This is a genomic window from Paenibacillus sp. DMB5, assembly GCF_001517085.1.
Classification (GTDB): Bacteria; Bacillota; Bacilli; order Paenibacillales; family Paenibacillaceae; genus Paenibacillus_AQ.
Window position 1 is genome coordinate 149,203 of record NZ_LRAC01000168.1, and the last position, 16,694, is coordinate 165,896.

Consider the following 16,694-nt stretch of genomic DNA (forward strand, 5'->3'; position numbering starts at 1 on the left):
GAACGGTTTATTTTCCAAGACAAAATTGCGAGAAAATCTGATCAAGCAGCGAATCGGCAGCTGTATCCCCTATAATCTCCCCGAGCTGTTCCCAGGCCAGCCGCACATCAATCTGGATCATATCAATCGGCACCAGCATATCGGCAGCTTCATAAGCATCCTGCAGCGACTTATGCGCTTTTTTGAGCAGAGCGATGTGCCGTACATTACTTACATAGGTGAGATCGCCTGATTCCAGCTTGCCTCCGAAGAACAGCTCTGAAATAGCTTCCTCCAGCTTATCCAGCCCCTCCTCCTCAAGAACAGACATCGGCACAATACTGGACTCCTCAAAAAAGGTGAGCAGCTTGGCTTTGTCCAGCTGAGGCGGTAAGTCCATTTTATTCATGATGACCAAAGCTTGTCTACCGTGGATTTGTTCCATTAGTGCCAGTTCGTCCTCATGCAGCTCTTCATTTGCATTAAGAACAAGCAGAATCAGATCAGCATCACTGAATGCAGCCTTGGAACGTTCCACTCCGATCCGCTCAACCACATCCATCGTTTCACGGATGCCCGCCGTATCCAGCAGCTTCAGCGGGATGTTGTTGATTGTAACATACTCTTCTATTACATCACGCGTTGTTCCCGGAATATCGGTTACAATCGCTTTATTGTCACGGGCAAGCGCATTAAGCAAGGAAGATTTGCCGACATTAGGGCGGCCGACAATAGCCGTCGTGATGCCTTCGCGCAGAATCTTACCTTCATTGGCAGTTTTCAGCAGCTTATCAATACCTGCCATAACCTCACTGCTTTTCTCTTTAATGAATTCTGCAGTCAGTGATTCCACATCATGCTCAGGGTAATCAATGTTTACTTCTATATGGGCCAGTGTTTCGATCAGTGTATGGCGCAATGTCTTAATGCGCTCAGATAAAGAACCACTGACCTGCTTCAGGGCAACGGAGAACGCCCGGTCTGACTTTGAACGGATCAGGTCGATTACCGCTTCAGCCTGGGAAAGGTCGATCCGGCCGCCCAAAAATGCACGCTTGGTGAATTCACCGGGCTCAGCCAGACGGATATCCTGCTGCAGCAGCAGATCCATTACTCTTCTTACTGAAATAACGCCGCCATGGGCGCTGATCTCGACTACATCCTCTGTAGTAAAAGAGCGCGGCCCCTTCATAACTGTAACCAGTACCTCTTCCATCCGCTCCCCGTTCACAGGATTAATGATATGTCCGTAATGTACGGTATGGGAAGGAACCTCTGTAAGCGGAGTACCGCCGCGGAATAAAAGGGCTACCTGCGATATCGCCTCCGGCCCGCTCACGCGGACAATCGCAATTCCTCCTTCACCCAGTGCCGTCGATACGGCAGCAATGGTGTCACTAAGCATGCTGTTTCTCACCTCAATATAATGTTTAATATCTCAAGTAGAATCATTTGCAGATACATAAATTATTATGTTTCAAAAAAAGCAATGACCCCTTACATTGGACAAGGAGTCATTGCAGCATATTTAATCTCTACTTCAATGTTATAACAACACGCCGGTTCGGTTCCTCACCCTTACTGAGTGTACTGACCTGACGATGATCCTGCAGCCTGGAGTGTATGATCTTGCGCTCCTGCGGTGACATCGGTTCAAGCACAACCTCTTTGCGGGTCCGGACCACCCGGCCGGCCAGGCGGTCTGCCAGCTCCTCAAGCGTCTTCTTGCGGCGCTCGCGGAAGTTCTCCGCATCCAGCACCAGACGGACGAAGCTGTCAGAATAACGGTTGGCCACAATATTAGCCAAATACTGCAGAGCATCGAGAGTCTGTCCTCTTCTGCCAATCAGGAGTCCCAGATCCGGACCGGAAATTTGCAGAATGGTCGATTCCTTGGTATGAACGATTTCTACTTCCACTGTAAGCCCCATGCTCTTAGCGACATCAACTATGAATTGAACGGCCTGTTGGTAAGCTTCCTCTGCGGGTTGTCCGGAATCTTGGCGCGGCACACCGCCGCCAGCCTCCTGTTTGCTCTCTCGTGTTGACTGCTGAGGCAGTGACGGAGCACTCGCCGCTGATGCCGGTGCGGCCTCAGGAATCAAGGTAAGCTCTACCTTGGCGCCTTTCGCACCGATCAATCCCAGGAATCCTTTTGACGGCTGTTCAAGTACGCTGACCGTTACCCGGTCCTTTTGAACTCCAAGCTGGCTCAGGCCACGTTCTACAGCTTCTTCAACGGTTTTCCCTGTTGCGACGACTTTGCTCATTTTGACTTTTTGGCTCCCTTCGCTTTGCCGCTATTGCCTTTTGCAGCGGGAGTAACATCCTTGCGAGCGCTTGAATCCTTGCCCTTCACAAGATTGACTTCTTTGCTGGTACCGGCACCTGCGACAGCCAATTTGGTCTTATCGTTGTTGCGGTATAAGAAGTAGTTCTGAATGATAGTGTACACGTTACTGTAAACCCAGTATAGCGGCAGTGCTGCCGGGAAATTGTAAGACATGATGAAAATCAGAACCGGGTATACCATCATCATGAACTGCATCGGACCCTGCTGCTGAACCGGATTCATCTTGGTCATCATCCGGGTCTGAAGGAACGTTGTAGCCGCAGCCAGCAGCGGCAGGATAAACAGCTTATCCGGTTCGCCGAGCTGGAGCCACAGGAACGAATGCTCACGAAGGTCCGGATTATAGTAGATCGAGTTGTACAGAGCGATAAAAATCGGCATTTGCACGATCAGCGGCAGACAGCCGGCCATCGGATTGACTTTGTTCTCCTGGAACAGGCGCATCGTTTCCTGCTGCACCTTCTCAGGCTGATCTTTATATTTTTTCTGGATTTTCTGGAGCTCCGGTTGAATGGCCTGCATTGCACGCGAGCTTTTTACCTGTTTCATAGTAAGCGGCAGGATCAGCGTGCGGACGATAATCACCATTACAAGTACGGCCAGTCCATATTGTCCATTAAACCACTTGGCGAACGTATCTAGGGCGATGGCGAAATAATAAACTACGTTACTTTGCCAAAAGCCTCCATTCTTCAAATCCTCCGTCGTGTGCGTAACCGTTGATGATGGAGCGCACCCTGACAGGACGGCAATCATCAGTACCATTAATCCGAGGAGAAGAAACATTTTTCCCCGTTTAGTCTTCATTAGAGACACCTCAAAACCCCTCTCTTAAACATTCCACTGCACCGTAAATCATACCATAATTATGAAGACAAATAAACAAGCCTGTTCCGGGCCTGTTACTTGCGTGAAGCCTTGAGCAGCTTGGCTTTGCGGAGTACATGCAGTGCGCTTTTTTCGAGCTCCGCGTAATCCTTATCCAGTGCTCCCTTTCTAACGATAAATACTATATCCAGCCCGCCGGCAATTTCCGGCTCATGATGGCGGACAATTTCCTTTACCAGCCGTCTCATGCGGTTTCGCACGACAGCATTTCCGACCTTCTTGCTGACCGAAACACCAAGCCGGAACCGTTCCACTTCTCTTTTGCTGAACCAGTACACTACAAATTGATGATTCGCAAATGACTTCCCATGGCGGTATACGCGGCTGAAGTCCGCACGGTTTCGTAATCGTAGACTTTTGTGCACGGGAATCTCCTATTCAAATACCGGATACTCGGTTAAGCTCCGGAAAATGATCTTCTACTTAGTATTGTCATCCGGCTGCGTCATAAACGGTTGTCCTCCGGACCAGGCATGTTACTTCCCCTGTTTGCGTATACATAAACCATTACATTCCAAACCATCTAAAAAAGGCCCGCAAAGTGTAACGAACAGCCTTTGCAGAGCCTCATCAATATCCATTCGCATCCGGCAGAAGCGGCGCGGTCCCCAGTTTGCGGCCGGCATCCGTTTCTGCCCTATATAAGGAAGCAAAAATTTCGGGACAGCTTATCAGCTTCCTTAATATTCAAACCTACCCCACAAAGCGTGGCCTTACTTGGGTGCTGACTCAGATACTTTGCGGGGAGCCGGAAACTTATGAATTCTTTAATAGTAAAAAAGGACCACCGCAGTGGTCCCTAAGTGGCCTAACTTACGCACTCAAAACTTTTCTGCCTTTCAGGCGGCGGGCTGCCAGCACTTTACGGCCGTTTTTCGTGCTCATTCTTTTGCGGAAACCATGTACCTTCTTGCGTTTGCTCACATTCGGTTTGAACGTCGGTCTCATGTATTGCACCTCCCTTACAGGATCTTAATTACTGTCATATTAGCAGAAACGGTCTAAGCCGTCCTTTTGAGTAGGGACAGTATCTACAAGTATCATCAATTAATTTTGGAGACATATCCTCACAGAAAACACCTTTATATATTAAAGCATATCATTGTCCCAAAAGTCAACTATGTATTGCAGCTTCCTTCCTCTTTTTGAAGGCCTATTATCCACAGCCTCTGCCGCAAAAAAAATAATCCACAAGCTTATGCAGTTATCCACCTGTGACTAAAAAAATTATCCACGCTCCAAATTATGAGTACAACCTGTGTATAAAAAAAATAGACCTCTGACAGAAACTGTCGAACGGTAAACAAATTATCAACAATATCTAGTGTTGTTCTTAAAGATTATACACAAGTGATTGAATTTGTGGATAAAATGGCTTCGCTCATTGAAAAACAAGGGACGTTTTGCTATGATGGTATTACTTTTGAATGTGAATAGATTTGTTTGTTCTATATATTATCAACAAGCTGTGGATAAAGTTGTGAACAATTCAAGTTTATCCATATTTTTTGTCTCTATATATTGCTTACTGGGGATAAGATTCAGCACGAACCCATTTTCTTCGACATTTCCACTTCATGGCTGACGCCACATTGGAAGATTTAAAGGAGTGACAGTCTGTGGACAGCCATACTTCGGAATTATGGCAGCAAATATTATCGATTATTCAAACTAAACTAAGCAAACCGAGCTTCGATACATGGTTCAAGGCGACGAAGGCTATTTCGTTCAGTCCGCAAGCCCTGATCATCTCGGCGCCTACAACTTTTGCCGTAGAATGGCTGGAAAGTCGTTATACCAAGCTGGTAGGAGCTACAGTTTATGAAGTTACAGGACAACAGGTAGAGGTCAAATTTGTCATTGAGGAGAACAAGCCTGCAGAGCCTGTAGTTCAACAGGCCGCGCCTTCGCCGGCAGTATCGCGTGAAGAAGCGCAGACTCATCTGCTCAATCCGAAATATACGTTCGACACGTTCGTAATCGGTTCCGGCAACCGTTTTGCACACGCAGCCTCACTGGCTGTAGCCGAAGCGCCTGCCAAAGCCTACAATCCCCTGTTCCTGTATGGCGGGGTAGGTCTCGGTAAGACCCACCTAATGCATGCCATCGGGCACTATGTGCTGGAGCATAACCCCAACAATAAGGTTATTTACATCTCATCCGAGAAGTTCACGAATGAATTCATCAATTCCATCCGTGATAACCGCGGTGAAAGCTTCCGCAACAAATACCGCAACGTTGATATTCTGCTGATTGACGACATTCAATTCCTGGCCGGCAAAGAATCTACGCAGGAGGAATTTTTCCATACGTTTAATGCCCTGCATGAAGAACGCAAGCAGATTATCATCTCAAGCGACCGCCCGCCCAAGGAAATACCGACGCTGGAAGAACGGCTGCGTTCCAGGTTTGAATGGGGACTGATTACCGACATCCAGCCTCCGGATCTGGAGACGCGGATCGCCATCCTGCGCAAAAAGGCCAAGGCGGAGAACCTCGACATTCCCAATGAGGCTATGATGTATATCGCCAACCAGATCGACACGAACATCCGTGAGCTTGAAGGCGCGCTGATCCGGGTTGTCGCCTATTCGTCTTTGACCAATCAGGATGTCACGACCCATCTGGCAGCTGAAGCGCTGAAGGATATTATCCCGTCGAGCCGTCCCAAAATGATCACCATCGGAGATATTCAACAAAAGGTCGGGGAATACTACAATTTGCGCATGGAGGATTTCAAAGCGCGCAAACGCACCAAAGCTGTCGCTTTTCCGCGGCAAATCGCTATGTATCTGTCCCGCGAGCTGACGGATTACTCGCTGCCCAAAATCGGAGAAGCCTTCGGAGGGCGCGACCATACCACCGTCATTCATGCTCATGAGAAGATTACACAGTCATTAAAGGTCGATCAGGAGTTGTACAAAGTGGTAAATAATCTAGCAGAGAAAATTAAAAATCCTTCCTAAGAGGAATCAAGAGCCTATACACAATCTATACACATGTGGGTAGGCTTAATTTTATGCTGTTTTGGAGACTTATCCACATAAACGGAGCCCCTACTACTAATACTATTAAAGATCTATAATAATTAATCTTCTAAAAGCAGTTCCAAAGAACATAAACAAAGCACAACCCCAACTTTCCCGCTAGGAGTGAAATCATGAAAATAAGCATCCTCAAAAATGAGCTCAATGAATCCATCGGACATGTATCCAAGGCGATTTCCAGCAGAACGACGATTCCGATTCTCACCGGTATTAAATTTGAGGTTAGCCATCAGGGTGTTACACTGACTGCAAGCGATACGGATATCTCCATCCAATCCTTTATTCCCGCAGAAAACGACAGCCATACAATCGTTAAGGTAGAGCAAACGGGAAGCGTTGTGCTTCCAGCGAAGTTTTTTGTCGAAATTATCAAAAAACTCCCCTCCAAAGAAATCCACATGGAAGTAAAGGAAGGCTTCCAGACTTATATCTCCTCAGGTTCCACCGAGATTCAGATTGTCGGTCTTGATCCGGAGGAATTTCCGGTTCTGCCTAACATCGAGGAGAACGAAACCATCTCCCTGCCCGGAGATCTGCTCAAAAATATGATCAAGCAGACCGCTTTTTCCATTTCCACTCAGGAAACAACACCGATTCTTACTGGTATCCTGTGGAATCTGGCCAATAACGAATTCAAATTTACAGCAACTGACCGTCACCGCCTGGCGACAAGAGCTGCACATCTGGAGGGCACTGAAAATGTACAGTTCTCCAACGTGGTCATTGCCGGTAAAACACTGAACGAGCTCAGCAAAATCATTCCTGACCAGAATATGCTGGTAGATATTGTCGTGGCCGATAACCAGGTCCTGTTCAAAATTGATAAAGTCCTGTTCTATTCCCGCATCCTGGACGGCATTTATCCGGATACTTCTAGAATTATTCCGACAACATACAAAACAGAACTGACTTTGGACACAAAAAAATTAAGCGAATCGATTGACCGTGCTTATTTGCTGTCCCGTGAGGAAAAAACGAATATTGTCCGTATGCAGACGCTGGAGAACGGTGATGTCGAAATTTCCTCCAGCTCCTCAGAGCTCGGTAAAGTCCGGGAAGAGCTGGAAGTGATTGATTTTAAAGGCGAGCCGCTCAAAATCTCCTTTAACTCAAAATATATGCTGGATGTGCTGAAGGTTGTCGAAAGCGAGCAGCTGGTAATTGCTTTTACCGGGATGATGAGCCCGATTATTCTGCGTCCGCTTGACGAAAGCCGCAGCCTGTATGTTATCCTCCCTTACCGCACAACTAACTAAAATGCCGCTGTTCACGGACCTGTGGATAAGTGGTGGAAAGGATAAAAATCATGAAAAAAATACTTATCCACAGTGGATATATTAAGCTCGACCAGTTTTTAAAGCTCTCCGATTGTGTATCCACAGGGGGAATGGCCAAGGCTCTGCTGCAGGAAGGTCATGTGCTTGTTAACGGTGAAGTGGAAGAACGGCGTGGAAGAAAGCTCTACCCTGGTGATAGAATAGAGGTTCAGGATAACGGCGTTTTCGAGGTTGAAGGCGGCGGAATACAAGAGTAGTACTTCGGGGAGGCCTAGCTTCGTGTTTGTTAAAAATATCGGTCTGCAGCATTATCGCAACTATGAGCTGCTGCGTCTGGAAAGCCTGGGCGATGTCAACCTGATACTCGGCCGGAATGCCCAGGGCAAAACCAACCTCATGGAGGCTCTGTTTGTACTGGCCATGACCAAAAGCCACCGCACCTCCAAGGACAAGGAGCTGATATCTTTTGATGCTCCGGCAGGCTCCGCGCAGATTGTAGCTGAAGTTGAGCGCAAATACGGGGATCTCAAACTGGAGCTGACCTTGTCCGCAGGGGGGAAGAAGGCCAAAATAAACGGACTGGAACAGCGCCGGCTAAGCGAATTTGTCGGATCGCTGAATGTAGTCATGTTTGCTCCGGAGGATCTGGAGATTGTCAAAGGTACGCCGGGTATACGCCGCCGTTTTCTCGATATGGAGATCGGCCAGGTGCAGCCCAGCTACCTTTTTCACTTACAGCAGTATCAGAAAGTGCTGCTGCAGCGGGGAAACTTGCTGAAACAGCTCTGGGGCAAAGAGGCTGCCGGTAAGGAGCTGCTGGAAGTATGGGATGCCCAACTTATAGAGCATGGTGTTAAAATCGTCAAAAAAAGGAAACAATTCATAAAGAAGCTGCAGATTTGGGCAGAAAGCATTCACCGGGGCATTACGAACGGCGGAGAAGAGCTTAAACTACAGTATGTTCCATCCTTTGGAGAGCGCGAAGAGGAAGATGAAGCTGTCTTATTGGACAAATTTATGTTAAAGTTATCACAAACGAGAGAACAGGAAATTAGGCGCGGCATGACGCTGACGGGTCCCCATAGGGATGACCTGTCCTTTTTTATCAACGGAAGAGAAGCTCAGGTCTACGGCTCCCAGGGACAGCAGCGTACGGCAGCTTTATCGCTCAAGCTGGCGGAAATTGAACTGATCCATGAGGAGATCGGAGAGTATCCTGTGCTGCTTCTTGATGATGTTTTGTCCGAACTTGATCCCTATCGTCAGACCCAGCTTATAGAGACCTTCCAGAGCAAGGTACAGACCTTCATTACCGCTACCGGGGTGGAGACTCTGAATACGGATAAGCTGAAGGGCGCAAGCCTATACCATGTTCATGATGGAAAAGTGGAGAATTAAAGAGCGGAGGCAGAGCATGTATATTCATTTGGGCGGGGAGAAGGTTATAAGATCCTCTGAGCTGATAGCTATATTTGATATATCGATTGAGAAATCCTCTAAGGTGTCGAAACAGTTCATCCTTCATTCCGGCCAGGACAAGAAACTGGAGCGGATCGGTGAAGAGGAAGCAAAATCTATCGTCGTCACTAAAAATACGGTCTACTACTCCCCCATATCCTCCTCCACTCTCAAAAAAAGAGCCAAAATCTTGTTTGAAATATAAATCGCTCAAGGTTTCAAGAGATAATCTGAAAGAAGTAGGTGAAGGCATGTCAATGAATCAACCGACATATGATGAGAGCCAGATTCAGGTGCTTGAAGGGCTGGAAGCCGTTCGTAAGCGTCCCGGCATGTATATCGGCTCTACCAGCGCCAAAGGTCTGCATCATTTGGTCTGGGAGGTTGTCGATAATAGTATCGATGAGGCGCTGGCAGGTTTTTGCGACCGGATTCAAGTGATTATTCATGAAGATAACAGTATTACCGTAATTGATAACGGGCGGGGGATTCCTGTCGGTGAGAATGTGAAGCTGAAGAAATCCACTCTTGAGGTTGTAATGACCGTTCTGCATGCCGGTGGTAAATTCGGCGGCGGGGGATACAAGGTATCCGGCGGTCTGCACGGCGTAGGGATTTCCGTTGTAAATGCGTTGTCCGAGCGGGTGGAGGTTACAGTCAAGCGTGACGGCCATGCCTACCGGCAGGAGTACAGACGCGGCGTTCCGCAGTATGATATCAAGATTATCGGGGATTCTGATGAAACCGGGACAACCACAACCTTTCTTCCGGACCCGGAGATCTTTACCGAGACAACTGTTTATGAATATACAACCCTGCTGACCCGTATCCGTGAGCTTGCCTTCCTGAACAAGGGCATTGAGCTCTCGCTGCTGGATGAGCGCACAGGAACCAGCAATACATTTAAATATGACGGCGGTATTGTGGAATATGTGAAATACCTGAATGAGAAAAAAGAAGCGCTGCACGAAGAGCCGATCTACGTGGAAGGTTCACGGGATATGATCGCTGTTGAAGTAGCTCTCCAATACAATGATTCTTATACAGAGAATATCTACTCTTTTGCCAATAATATTAATACACATGAAGGCGGAACGCATGAATCGGGCTTCAAGAGTGCGCTCACCCGGATCATTAACGATTATGCCCGCAAGACCGGCGTAATCAAGGACAGCAGCGGTAACCTCACCGGGGATGATGTGCGTGAAGGATTGACGGCTATCATTTCTGTCAAAATTCCTGAGCCGCAATTTGAAGGCCAGACGAAGACCAAGCTCGGCAACAGTGAAGTCCGCGGCGTAGTGGAATCGCTGTTCGGCGAAAAGCTGCAGGAATTCCTGGAAGAGAATCCGGCGGTTTCCCGCCGGGTGCTGGAGAAGTCGCTGCAGGCTTCCCGTGCGCGTGAAGCAGCCCGCAAAGCACGCGAGCTAACACGCCGTAAGAGTGCGCTTGAAGTCAGCGCCCTTCCAGGTAAGCTGGCTGACTGCTCATCCAAGGATGCTTCGATCAGTGAGCTTTATATCGTCGAAGGAGACTCTGCCGGCGGATCAGCCAAGCAGGGGCGTGACCGTCATTTCCAGGCGATCCTGCCGCTGCGCGGGAAGATTCTGAACGTTGAGAAGGCGCGGCTGGACCGCATTCTGTCCAATGCCGAAATCCGGGCGATTATTACGGCACTAGGCACAGGGATCAGCGATGACTTTGATATATCCAAAGCGCGCTACCACAAAATCGTCATCATGACCGATGCCGATGTCGACGGAGCTCATATCCGTACCCTGCTGCTGACCTTCTTCTACCGTTACATGCGGAAGATTATCGAGGCAGGCTTTATCTATATTGCCCAGCCGCCGCTCTTCAAGATTGAGCGCAACAAGGTAATACGTTACGCCCAGTCCGAGAAGGAACGGGATGAGATCATTGCCGGCTTCGGCGAGAATGTGAAAGTCAATGTTCAGCGTTACAAAGGACTTGGAGAGATGAATGCGGAGCAGCTGTGGGATACGACAATGGATCCTGAGAGCCGTACAATGCTTCAGGTGACCATTGAGGACGCCATACTGGCTGACGGTATCTTCGATACGCTGATGGGCGATAACGTAGAACCGCGCCGTGAGTTTATCCAGGAACATGCGCAGTCTGTCCGTAACCTGGACGTTTAATATTTTTACTATGACAAGAACCTCCGGCTTCGCTATTCGGATTGAATAGCGGGCTGGAGGTTCTTTTTCAGTTGTTCTCTTTAGGCTTTCCGTCTGGCAGTAGGCTTTCTGCGGGCAGATGCTGCAGGCCTGGGGTTCTTCAGTCGTCCATAAGCTATGGCATAACGGCGGATTTTGCGGTATATCGATTTGTCGGGGAATGTTTTGAATACCATAATGGCGGGGAGCGTATTTACCTCAAGCAGCCACGGATCATGATGCTGATCAAGTGCGACATCAAGCCCGATCTCCTTAAGTCCCGGATATGCGGTTTCCAGCTGATTCCCGATTCTGACTCCCAGTGACTTCAGCTGCTGGATCATGCCGGCCGTCTCACCCGGACTCATATGCTCTTTAAACAAAGCATCAACTGAAAAAATGCTGCCGCCGTTATGATAATTGGTGACCACCTTCTGGGGGGCCGCCACCCTTCCGAGCATACCGGTTGTTTCCCAGCTGCCTGAAGGTGTCTTTTGCGTAAGCACACGAAGATCAAATGGCCGTTCATGATACTTAAGCAGATCGATGCCCTGCTGCACCAGATAGGGGCGCCCCTTCAGCTTGGGGAGAATGGCATTATGGAGCTCCGCGGCTGAGTTATACACCTCTGCATCTTTTGCATAACGCAGTACGTACATAATCTGCTCCTGCGTTACATACTCATCATCATCTTCACCTGCTGAATCCCGGTTCCTTTGCTGCCCGCCCGGACTTAGATGTACGATACGCCGTTCAGCCCGCATTACCCCAATGCCGTAAGTACCGCGGTCAGGCTTAATATATACCGTGCCGTAGACATCAAGCAGCTCGGTCAAATGGTCCAGACTGTATCTTCGCGTTTCCGGAATAAAGATCGCCAGCTGGCGGTTTTGCAGGATGACTCTGGTTTTGGCCCATTTGCTGGACACGCGTTGAATCCTCATTATTTTCCTCCCAGCCTATTTCTTAATTGCAGATTGCGCTCTTAATTGTCAGGACAAGTTAACTAAACAATGTTATAATATTAGGATATGGGGCTATACCTGTATGGCTTTAAATAGGGTCATAAACCCGTTCCACTTGTCTGTATAGTCTATGTACTGGAGGCATTGGCGGAAAGGGCATTTACCCTAGCCGGTGCTAAAAGAAATGAATAATAGCAGATATAAGGCTACCCTGTTTAATTGTGCTGTTTTTGTGAAAGTAATATAATTAAGGGTAGCGGTTTTTAACTGAAGGAGGTCCAGCAACTCATGGCTGAACAAAATAACCCGCAAATCAAAGACCGGGACATTGGCGAGGAAATGCGCGAATCCTTTATGGATTATGCGATGAGCATCATTGTCAGCCGGGCTTTGCCGGATGTGCGGACGGACTAAAGCCTGTTCACCGGCGCATTCTGTTTGCAATGTCAGAACTCGGAATGTCTCCGGATAAACCTCATAAGAAGTCAGCGAGAATCGTCGGCGAGGTAATCGGTAAGTATCATCCGCACGGTGACTCTGCCGTATATGAGACCATGGTACGTATGGCTCAGGATTTCTCTATGCGTTATATGCTTGTAGACGGCCACGGGAACTTCGGTTCCATTGATGGTGACATGGCTGCGGCAATGCGTTATACAGAAGCACGTCTATCCAAAATTGCAGGCGAAATGCTGCGGGACCTTAACAAGGAAACGGTTGATTTTGCGCCTAACTATGACGGTGAAGAGCATGAGCCTGTAGTTTTGCCTGCCCGTTACCCGAACCTGCTCGTTAACGGGGTATCAGGGATTGCAGTAGGTATGGCCACCAATATTCCTCCGCATAATCTGGGCGAGGTCATTGACGGCGTACAGGCCATGATCAAGAATCCGGATATTACCCCTATGGAGCTTATGGAATATATTCAGGGTCCTGACTTTCCGACGGCCGGGTATATCCTGGGCCGTGAGGGCATCCGCCAGGCCTACCGCACCGGCCGCGGATCTGTTACGATGCGCGCCAAGGCGACTATTGAAGAAAATAACGGCAAAGCCCGGATCATTGTGCATGAGCTTCCTTACCAGGTGAACAAAGCCAGACTGGTCGAGAAAATTGCCGAGCTGGTCCGCGAGAAGCGGATCGAAGGCATTACGGATCTGCGTGATGAGTCAGACCGTACCGGTATGCGTGTTGTTATCGAGATGCGCCGCGACGTTAATCCTAACGTTGTCCTTAACAATCTGTATAAACATACGGCTATGCAGTCGACCTTCGGCATTAATATGCTGGCGATTGTGAACAACGAGCCTAAGATCCTCAATCTCCGTGATGTGCTGTATCACTATCTGCAGCACCAGATTGAAGTTATCCGCCGCCGGACGATCTTTGATCTGAAGAAGGCTGAAGCCCGTGCTCATATTCTGGAAGGTCTGCGTATAGCGCTTGATAATCTGGATGAGATTATAGCTCTAATCAGAGGTTCACGCACAACGGATATTGCCCGCGAAGGCTTAATGGAAACATTTAAGCTCAGCGTCGAGCAGGCACAGGCTATCCTCGATATGCGGATGCAGCGTCTGACCGGACTGGAACGGGAGAAGATCGAGAATGAATATAACGAGCTGGTAGCCAAAATTGCCGAGTACAAGGAAATTCTGGCTAACGAGCATCTTGTCCTGGAGATTATCAGCAACGAGCTGCAGGAAATCCGCGATAGATATTCCGACGAACGCCGGACTGAAATTACGGTGGGTGAAGAAAGTATTCTGGATGAGGATCTGATTCCCCGTGAAGAGGTCGTTATTACGATTACACACACCGGCTACATTAAACGTCTGCCGGTCAGCACGTACCGCAGCCAGAAGCGGGGCGGACGCGGCGTAATCGGAATGGATACCAAGGATGAGGATTTTGTGGAGCATCTCTTCGTGAGCAACTCCCATAACTATCTGATGTTCTTTACCGATAAGGGTAAGGTATACCGGATCAAAGCCTATGAAATCCCAGAGCTTGGACGCACAGCGCGTGGAACGCCGATCATCAACCTGATTCAAATAGAACAGGGCGAGAAGATCAGTGCTGTAATTCAAGTGCAGGAGACAGACAGCGATAAGTATCTGTTCTTTGCTACCCGCGAAGGTATTGTGAAGAAGACACCGCTTGAGGATTACAACAATATCCGTAAAGGCGGTCTAATTGCAATCAACCTTCGTGAAGAGGACTCCCTGATCGAGGTGAAGCTGACTGACGGTGAGCAGAATCTGATTATCGGTACGGCGCGCGGGATGTCCATTACTTTCTCTGAGAATGATGTCCGGTCTATGGGACGCAGTGCAACCGGCGTTAAGGGGATCACCCTTGATGAAGATGACCATGTCATTGGAATGGACTGCGTAGATAAGGATCTCGAGGTCCTGATCGTAACAGCCAAAGGCTACGGCAAACGGACGCCTGCCGGCGATTACCGTTCCCAGACCCGCGGAGGGAAGGGGATCAAGACGATTAACCTTACTGACAAGAACGGTCTGGTAGTCGGTCTGAAAGTCGTTAAGAGTGATGAGGACCTGATGATTATCACAACCAGCGGAACACTGATCCGTACCAGCATGGATGGAATCTCGACAATGGGCCGTTATGCGCAGGGCGTTAAGCTGATTAACATCCGTGAGGATGATGCTGTAGCTACGCTGTGCAGAGCGGATAAAGAAGAAGACGAGCTTCCTGGTCATGAGGACGGGGAAGAAGGACAAGGCACACTGGCAGTGGATACAGAGGGAGTAACTGAATCAGAGCCTTTGGCGGACGCTGAGGGTGAAGAGGATAGTCTCGAATAGAACGCATTAAAGGAGCACCGGTTTCTGATTATAGAAACCGGTGCTTTTTTTAATTATTTTACGGAATTGGCTGTACCCTATCTAGTCGCCTCCAAATATCCATAATATAATTAGAGGATTAAGCAGTAGGCAAGTTTTACAGAAACAGAGGGGCTGAGTGTATGCCAAGTATATCCGTGGCAGAGGTAAAACCGGGTTCGAAAATTATTAAAGATGTCAACACTCCATTGGGAGGGCTGCTTTTTACTAAGGGAAAAGTAATCCTGCCGCGTGATATCGAGATTCTGCAGGCATTTCTCGTGCAATACGTAGAAATTGAGGGTACACAGAGTGAGAATAAAGCTCCTGAGCCGGTCAAACCTGCAGCCAAAGCTACACCTGTTAAAGCAGGAGCAACGGTTGATGAGTCTCTGCTTGCCAAGAGCAACTCTTCGCTGCATGACGAATACGACAAAATGCTGGTCCTGGTTAAGCAGATTTACCGTTCTGTGGCTGCTGCCCCGATGCCGATCCTGGAGATACGCAGTCAATTGGAGGCACTGATCAATGAGCTCAAGGACTATCATGTTTTAAAATTTTCTCCGCGTGTCATTCATGAAGAGGATTATAATTATCATAACGCTGTACTGTCTGCCTTAACCTCATATAAAATTGCCCAGTGGTGCGGCTATCCGCAAAAGGATTGGATGCAGGCTGCATTTGCCGGCTTGCTGCATGATATAGGAAATGCGAAGGTTGATGTTTCATTGCTCCAGAAGCCGACACCGCTGACAGGAGCCGAATTGGAAGAAGTGCGCAGACATACAACCTATGGCTACCAGCTGCTGCGTAATGTTACGGCAATCAATGAAGGTGTCAGGCTTGCAGCACTTCAGCATCATGAAAAAATAGACGGGTCAGGTTATCCGCTGCGTCTGGAAGGCACCCAGATTCATTTCTACGCCAAAATTGTGGCTGTAGCAGATATCTTCCATGCAATGACGCTGAGAAAGGCTTATAGAAAGGCACAGTCCCCTTATCTGGTACTTGAACAGATTCTGGCTGAGAGCTTTGGCAAGCTGGATCCGGTTATTGTTCAAACCTTCATTCAGAAAACAACAGATCTTTATAACGGAACCAGAATCAAGCTGAGTGACGGACGCCATGGAGAGATCATCTTTACGGACCGCAGTAATCCTACACGCCCTATGGTCCAAGTAGAGGGCAAGATTGTTAATCTCATGGTGGAGCGGGAACTGCATATTAAGGAGATTATTGCTTAACGCTATGCCACAACGCATATAACTAAGTATAGCTGTCTTATGGCCGAATCCTGTTTTGGGGAGAACGGAGGTAAGTACAGCTTTTATTTTTATATTATAAAATAATGCTTGCATTCTATTTCTGTACATGGTATATTCTTATTCCGGCCAAGAAATGCTGAAAAGCATCGACGCAAGCTCGAAAAAAGAAATTAAAAAAAGAGCTTGCAACGAATGACCGGATGTGATATAGTATAAGAGTTGCTGCTGACGAGAACATCGACAGTGACAACGAGCTTGATCTTTGAAAACTGAACAACGAGTGAGTATCGGAAATCACTTCGGTGATTCCAAATTAGAGAATGTAACATTCTCGTCAGATGTTTCAAAATGAGCGAATCGCTCTTTTCAATAACTTTATTGGAGAGTTTGATCCTGGCTCAGGACGAACGCTGGCGGCGTGCCTAATACA

13 protein-coding genes and 1 pseudogene are annotated in these 16,694 nt (G+C 48.2%); 8 read left to right on the plus strand and 6 right to left on the minus strand.

Going from position 1 to position 16,694, the window contains the following annotated elements; genetic code table 11:
* Positions 1 to 7: 7 nt before the first annotated feature.
* The 5 genes from mnmE to rpmH all read right to left on the minus strand — a co-directional run bounded on the left by mnmE (position 8) and on the right by rpmH (position 4,168).
* Positions 8 to 1,384 (minus strand): tRNA uridine-5-carboxymethylaminomethyl(34) synthesis GTPase MnmE, encoded by a 1,377-nt coding sequence (gene mnmE / locus AWJ19_RS31745; RefSeq protein ID WP_068729574.1) that lies wholly within the window; start codon positions 1,382 to 1,384, stop codon positions 8 to 10.
* A gap of 130 nt (positions 1,385 to 1,514) precedes the next feature.
* A complete protein-coding gene (gene jag / locus AWJ19_RS31750) occupies positions 1,515 to 2,249 on the minus strand; it encodes an RNA-binding cell elongation regulator Jag/EloR (RefSeq protein WP_068729575.1) in 735 nt (244 codons plus the stop codon).
* Positions 2,246 to 3,148 carry a YidC/Oxa1 family membrane protein insertase gene (locus AWJ19_RS31755; protein ID WP_068729577.1) on the minus strand — a complete coding sequence of 301 codons (903 nt, stop codon included), beginning with the start codon at positions 3,146 to 3,148 and terminating at the stop codon, positions 2,246 to 2,248. The genes jag and AWJ19_RS31755 overlap by 4 nt, the downstream gene beginning before the upstream one ends.
* Positions 3,149 to 3,234: 86 nt before the next feature.
* On the minus strand, positions 3,235 to 3,585 hold the full coding sequence (rnpA, locus tag AWJ19_RS31760) for a ribonuclease P protein component (protein WP_068729579.1): 351 nt from the start codon (positions 3,583 to 3,585) through the stop codon (positions 3,235 to 3,237).
* A 448-nt stretch (positions 3,586 to 4,033) separates the two neighbouring features.
* On the minus strand, positions 4,034 to 4,168 hold the full coding sequence (gene rpmH, locus AWJ19_RS31765) for a 50S ribosomal protein L34 (RefSeq protein ID WP_019914530.1): 135 nt from the start codon (positions 4,166 to 4,168) through the stop codon (positions 4,034 to 4,036).
* 671 nt (positions 4,169 to 4,839) lie between these two features.
* Between rpmH and dnaA the strand changes: the two genes are divergently transcribed.
* From dnaA to gyrB, 6 genes are all read left to right on the plus strand, one after another.
* Positions 4,840 to 6,186 carry a chromosomal replication initiator protein DnaA gene (dnaA, locus tag AWJ19_RS31770; protein WP_068729581.1) on the plus strand — a complete coding sequence of 449 codons (1,347 nt, stop codon included), beginning with the start codon at positions 4,840 to 4,842 and terminating at the stop codon, positions 6,184 to 6,186.
* Positions 6,187 to 6,380: 194 nt separating this feature from the next.
* The gene (gene dnaN, locus AWJ19_RS31775) at positions 6,381 to 7,523 is read left to right on the plus strand and encodes a DNA polymerase III subunit beta (protein ID WP_068729583.1); all 1,143 of its coding nucleotides are present in this window, start codon (positions 6,381 to 6,383) and stop codon (positions 7,521 to 7,523) included.
* 50 nt (positions 7,524 to 7,573) lie between these two features.
* Complete coding sequence (gene yaaA / locus AWJ19_RS31780) at positions 7,574 to 7,801, plus strand: S4 domain-containing protein YaaA (RefSeq protein WP_039868807.1); 228 nt, start codon at positions 7,574 to 7,576, stop codon at positions 7,799 to 7,801.
* A 22-nt stretch (positions 7,802 to 7,823) separates the two neighbouring features.
* A complete protein-coding gene (recF, locus tag AWJ19_RS31785; RefSeq protein WP_068729585.1) occupies positions 7,824 to 8,942 on the plus strand; it encodes a DNA replication/repair protein RecF in 1,119 nt (372 codons plus the stop codon).
* A gap of 16 nt (positions 8,943 to 8,958) precedes the next feature.
* The gene (locus tag AWJ19_RS31790) at positions 8,959 to 9,207 is read left to right on the plus strand and encodes an extracellular matrix/biofilm biosynthesis regulator RemA family protein (protein ID WP_068729588.1); all 249 of its coding nucleotides are present in this window, start codon (positions 8,959 to 8,961) and stop codon (positions 9,205 to 9,207) included.
* Between the two features lie 46 nt (positions 9,208 to 9,253).
* Positions 9,254 to 11,164: a DNA topoisomerase (ATP-hydrolyzing) subunit B gene (gene gyrB, locus AWJ19_RS31795; protein ID WP_068729610.1), complete on the plus strand. Its 1,911-nt coding sequence runs from the start codon at positions 9,254 to 9,256 to the stop codon at positions 11,162 to 11,164.
* An 80-nt stretch (positions 11,165 to 11,244) separates the two neighbouring features.
* Here the strand turns inward: gyrB and AWJ19_RS31800 are convergent, their stop codons facing one another.
* Entirely contained in the window at positions 11,245 to 12,126 is an 882-nt protein-coding gene (locus AWJ19_RS31800; RefSeq protein ID WP_068729590.1) for a YheC/YheD family protein, read from the minus strand.
* Between the two features lie 309 nt (positions 12,127 to 12,435).
* On the opposite strand from AWJ19_RS31800, the pseudogene gyrA reads away from it, so the two are divergent.
* A pseudogene (gyrA, locus tag AWJ19_RS31805) lies at positions 12,436 to 14,981 on the plus strand (DNA gyrase subunit A).
* A gap of 161 nt (positions 14,982 to 15,142) precedes the next feature.
* Positions 15,143 to 16,243, plus strand: a complete 1,101-nt coding sequence (locus AWJ19_RS31810) for an HD-GYP domain-containing protein (RefSeq protein ID WP_068729592.1) — start codon at positions 15,143 to 15,145, stop codon at positions 16,241 to 16,243.
* Positions 16,244 to 16,694 lie beyond the last annotated feature (451 nt).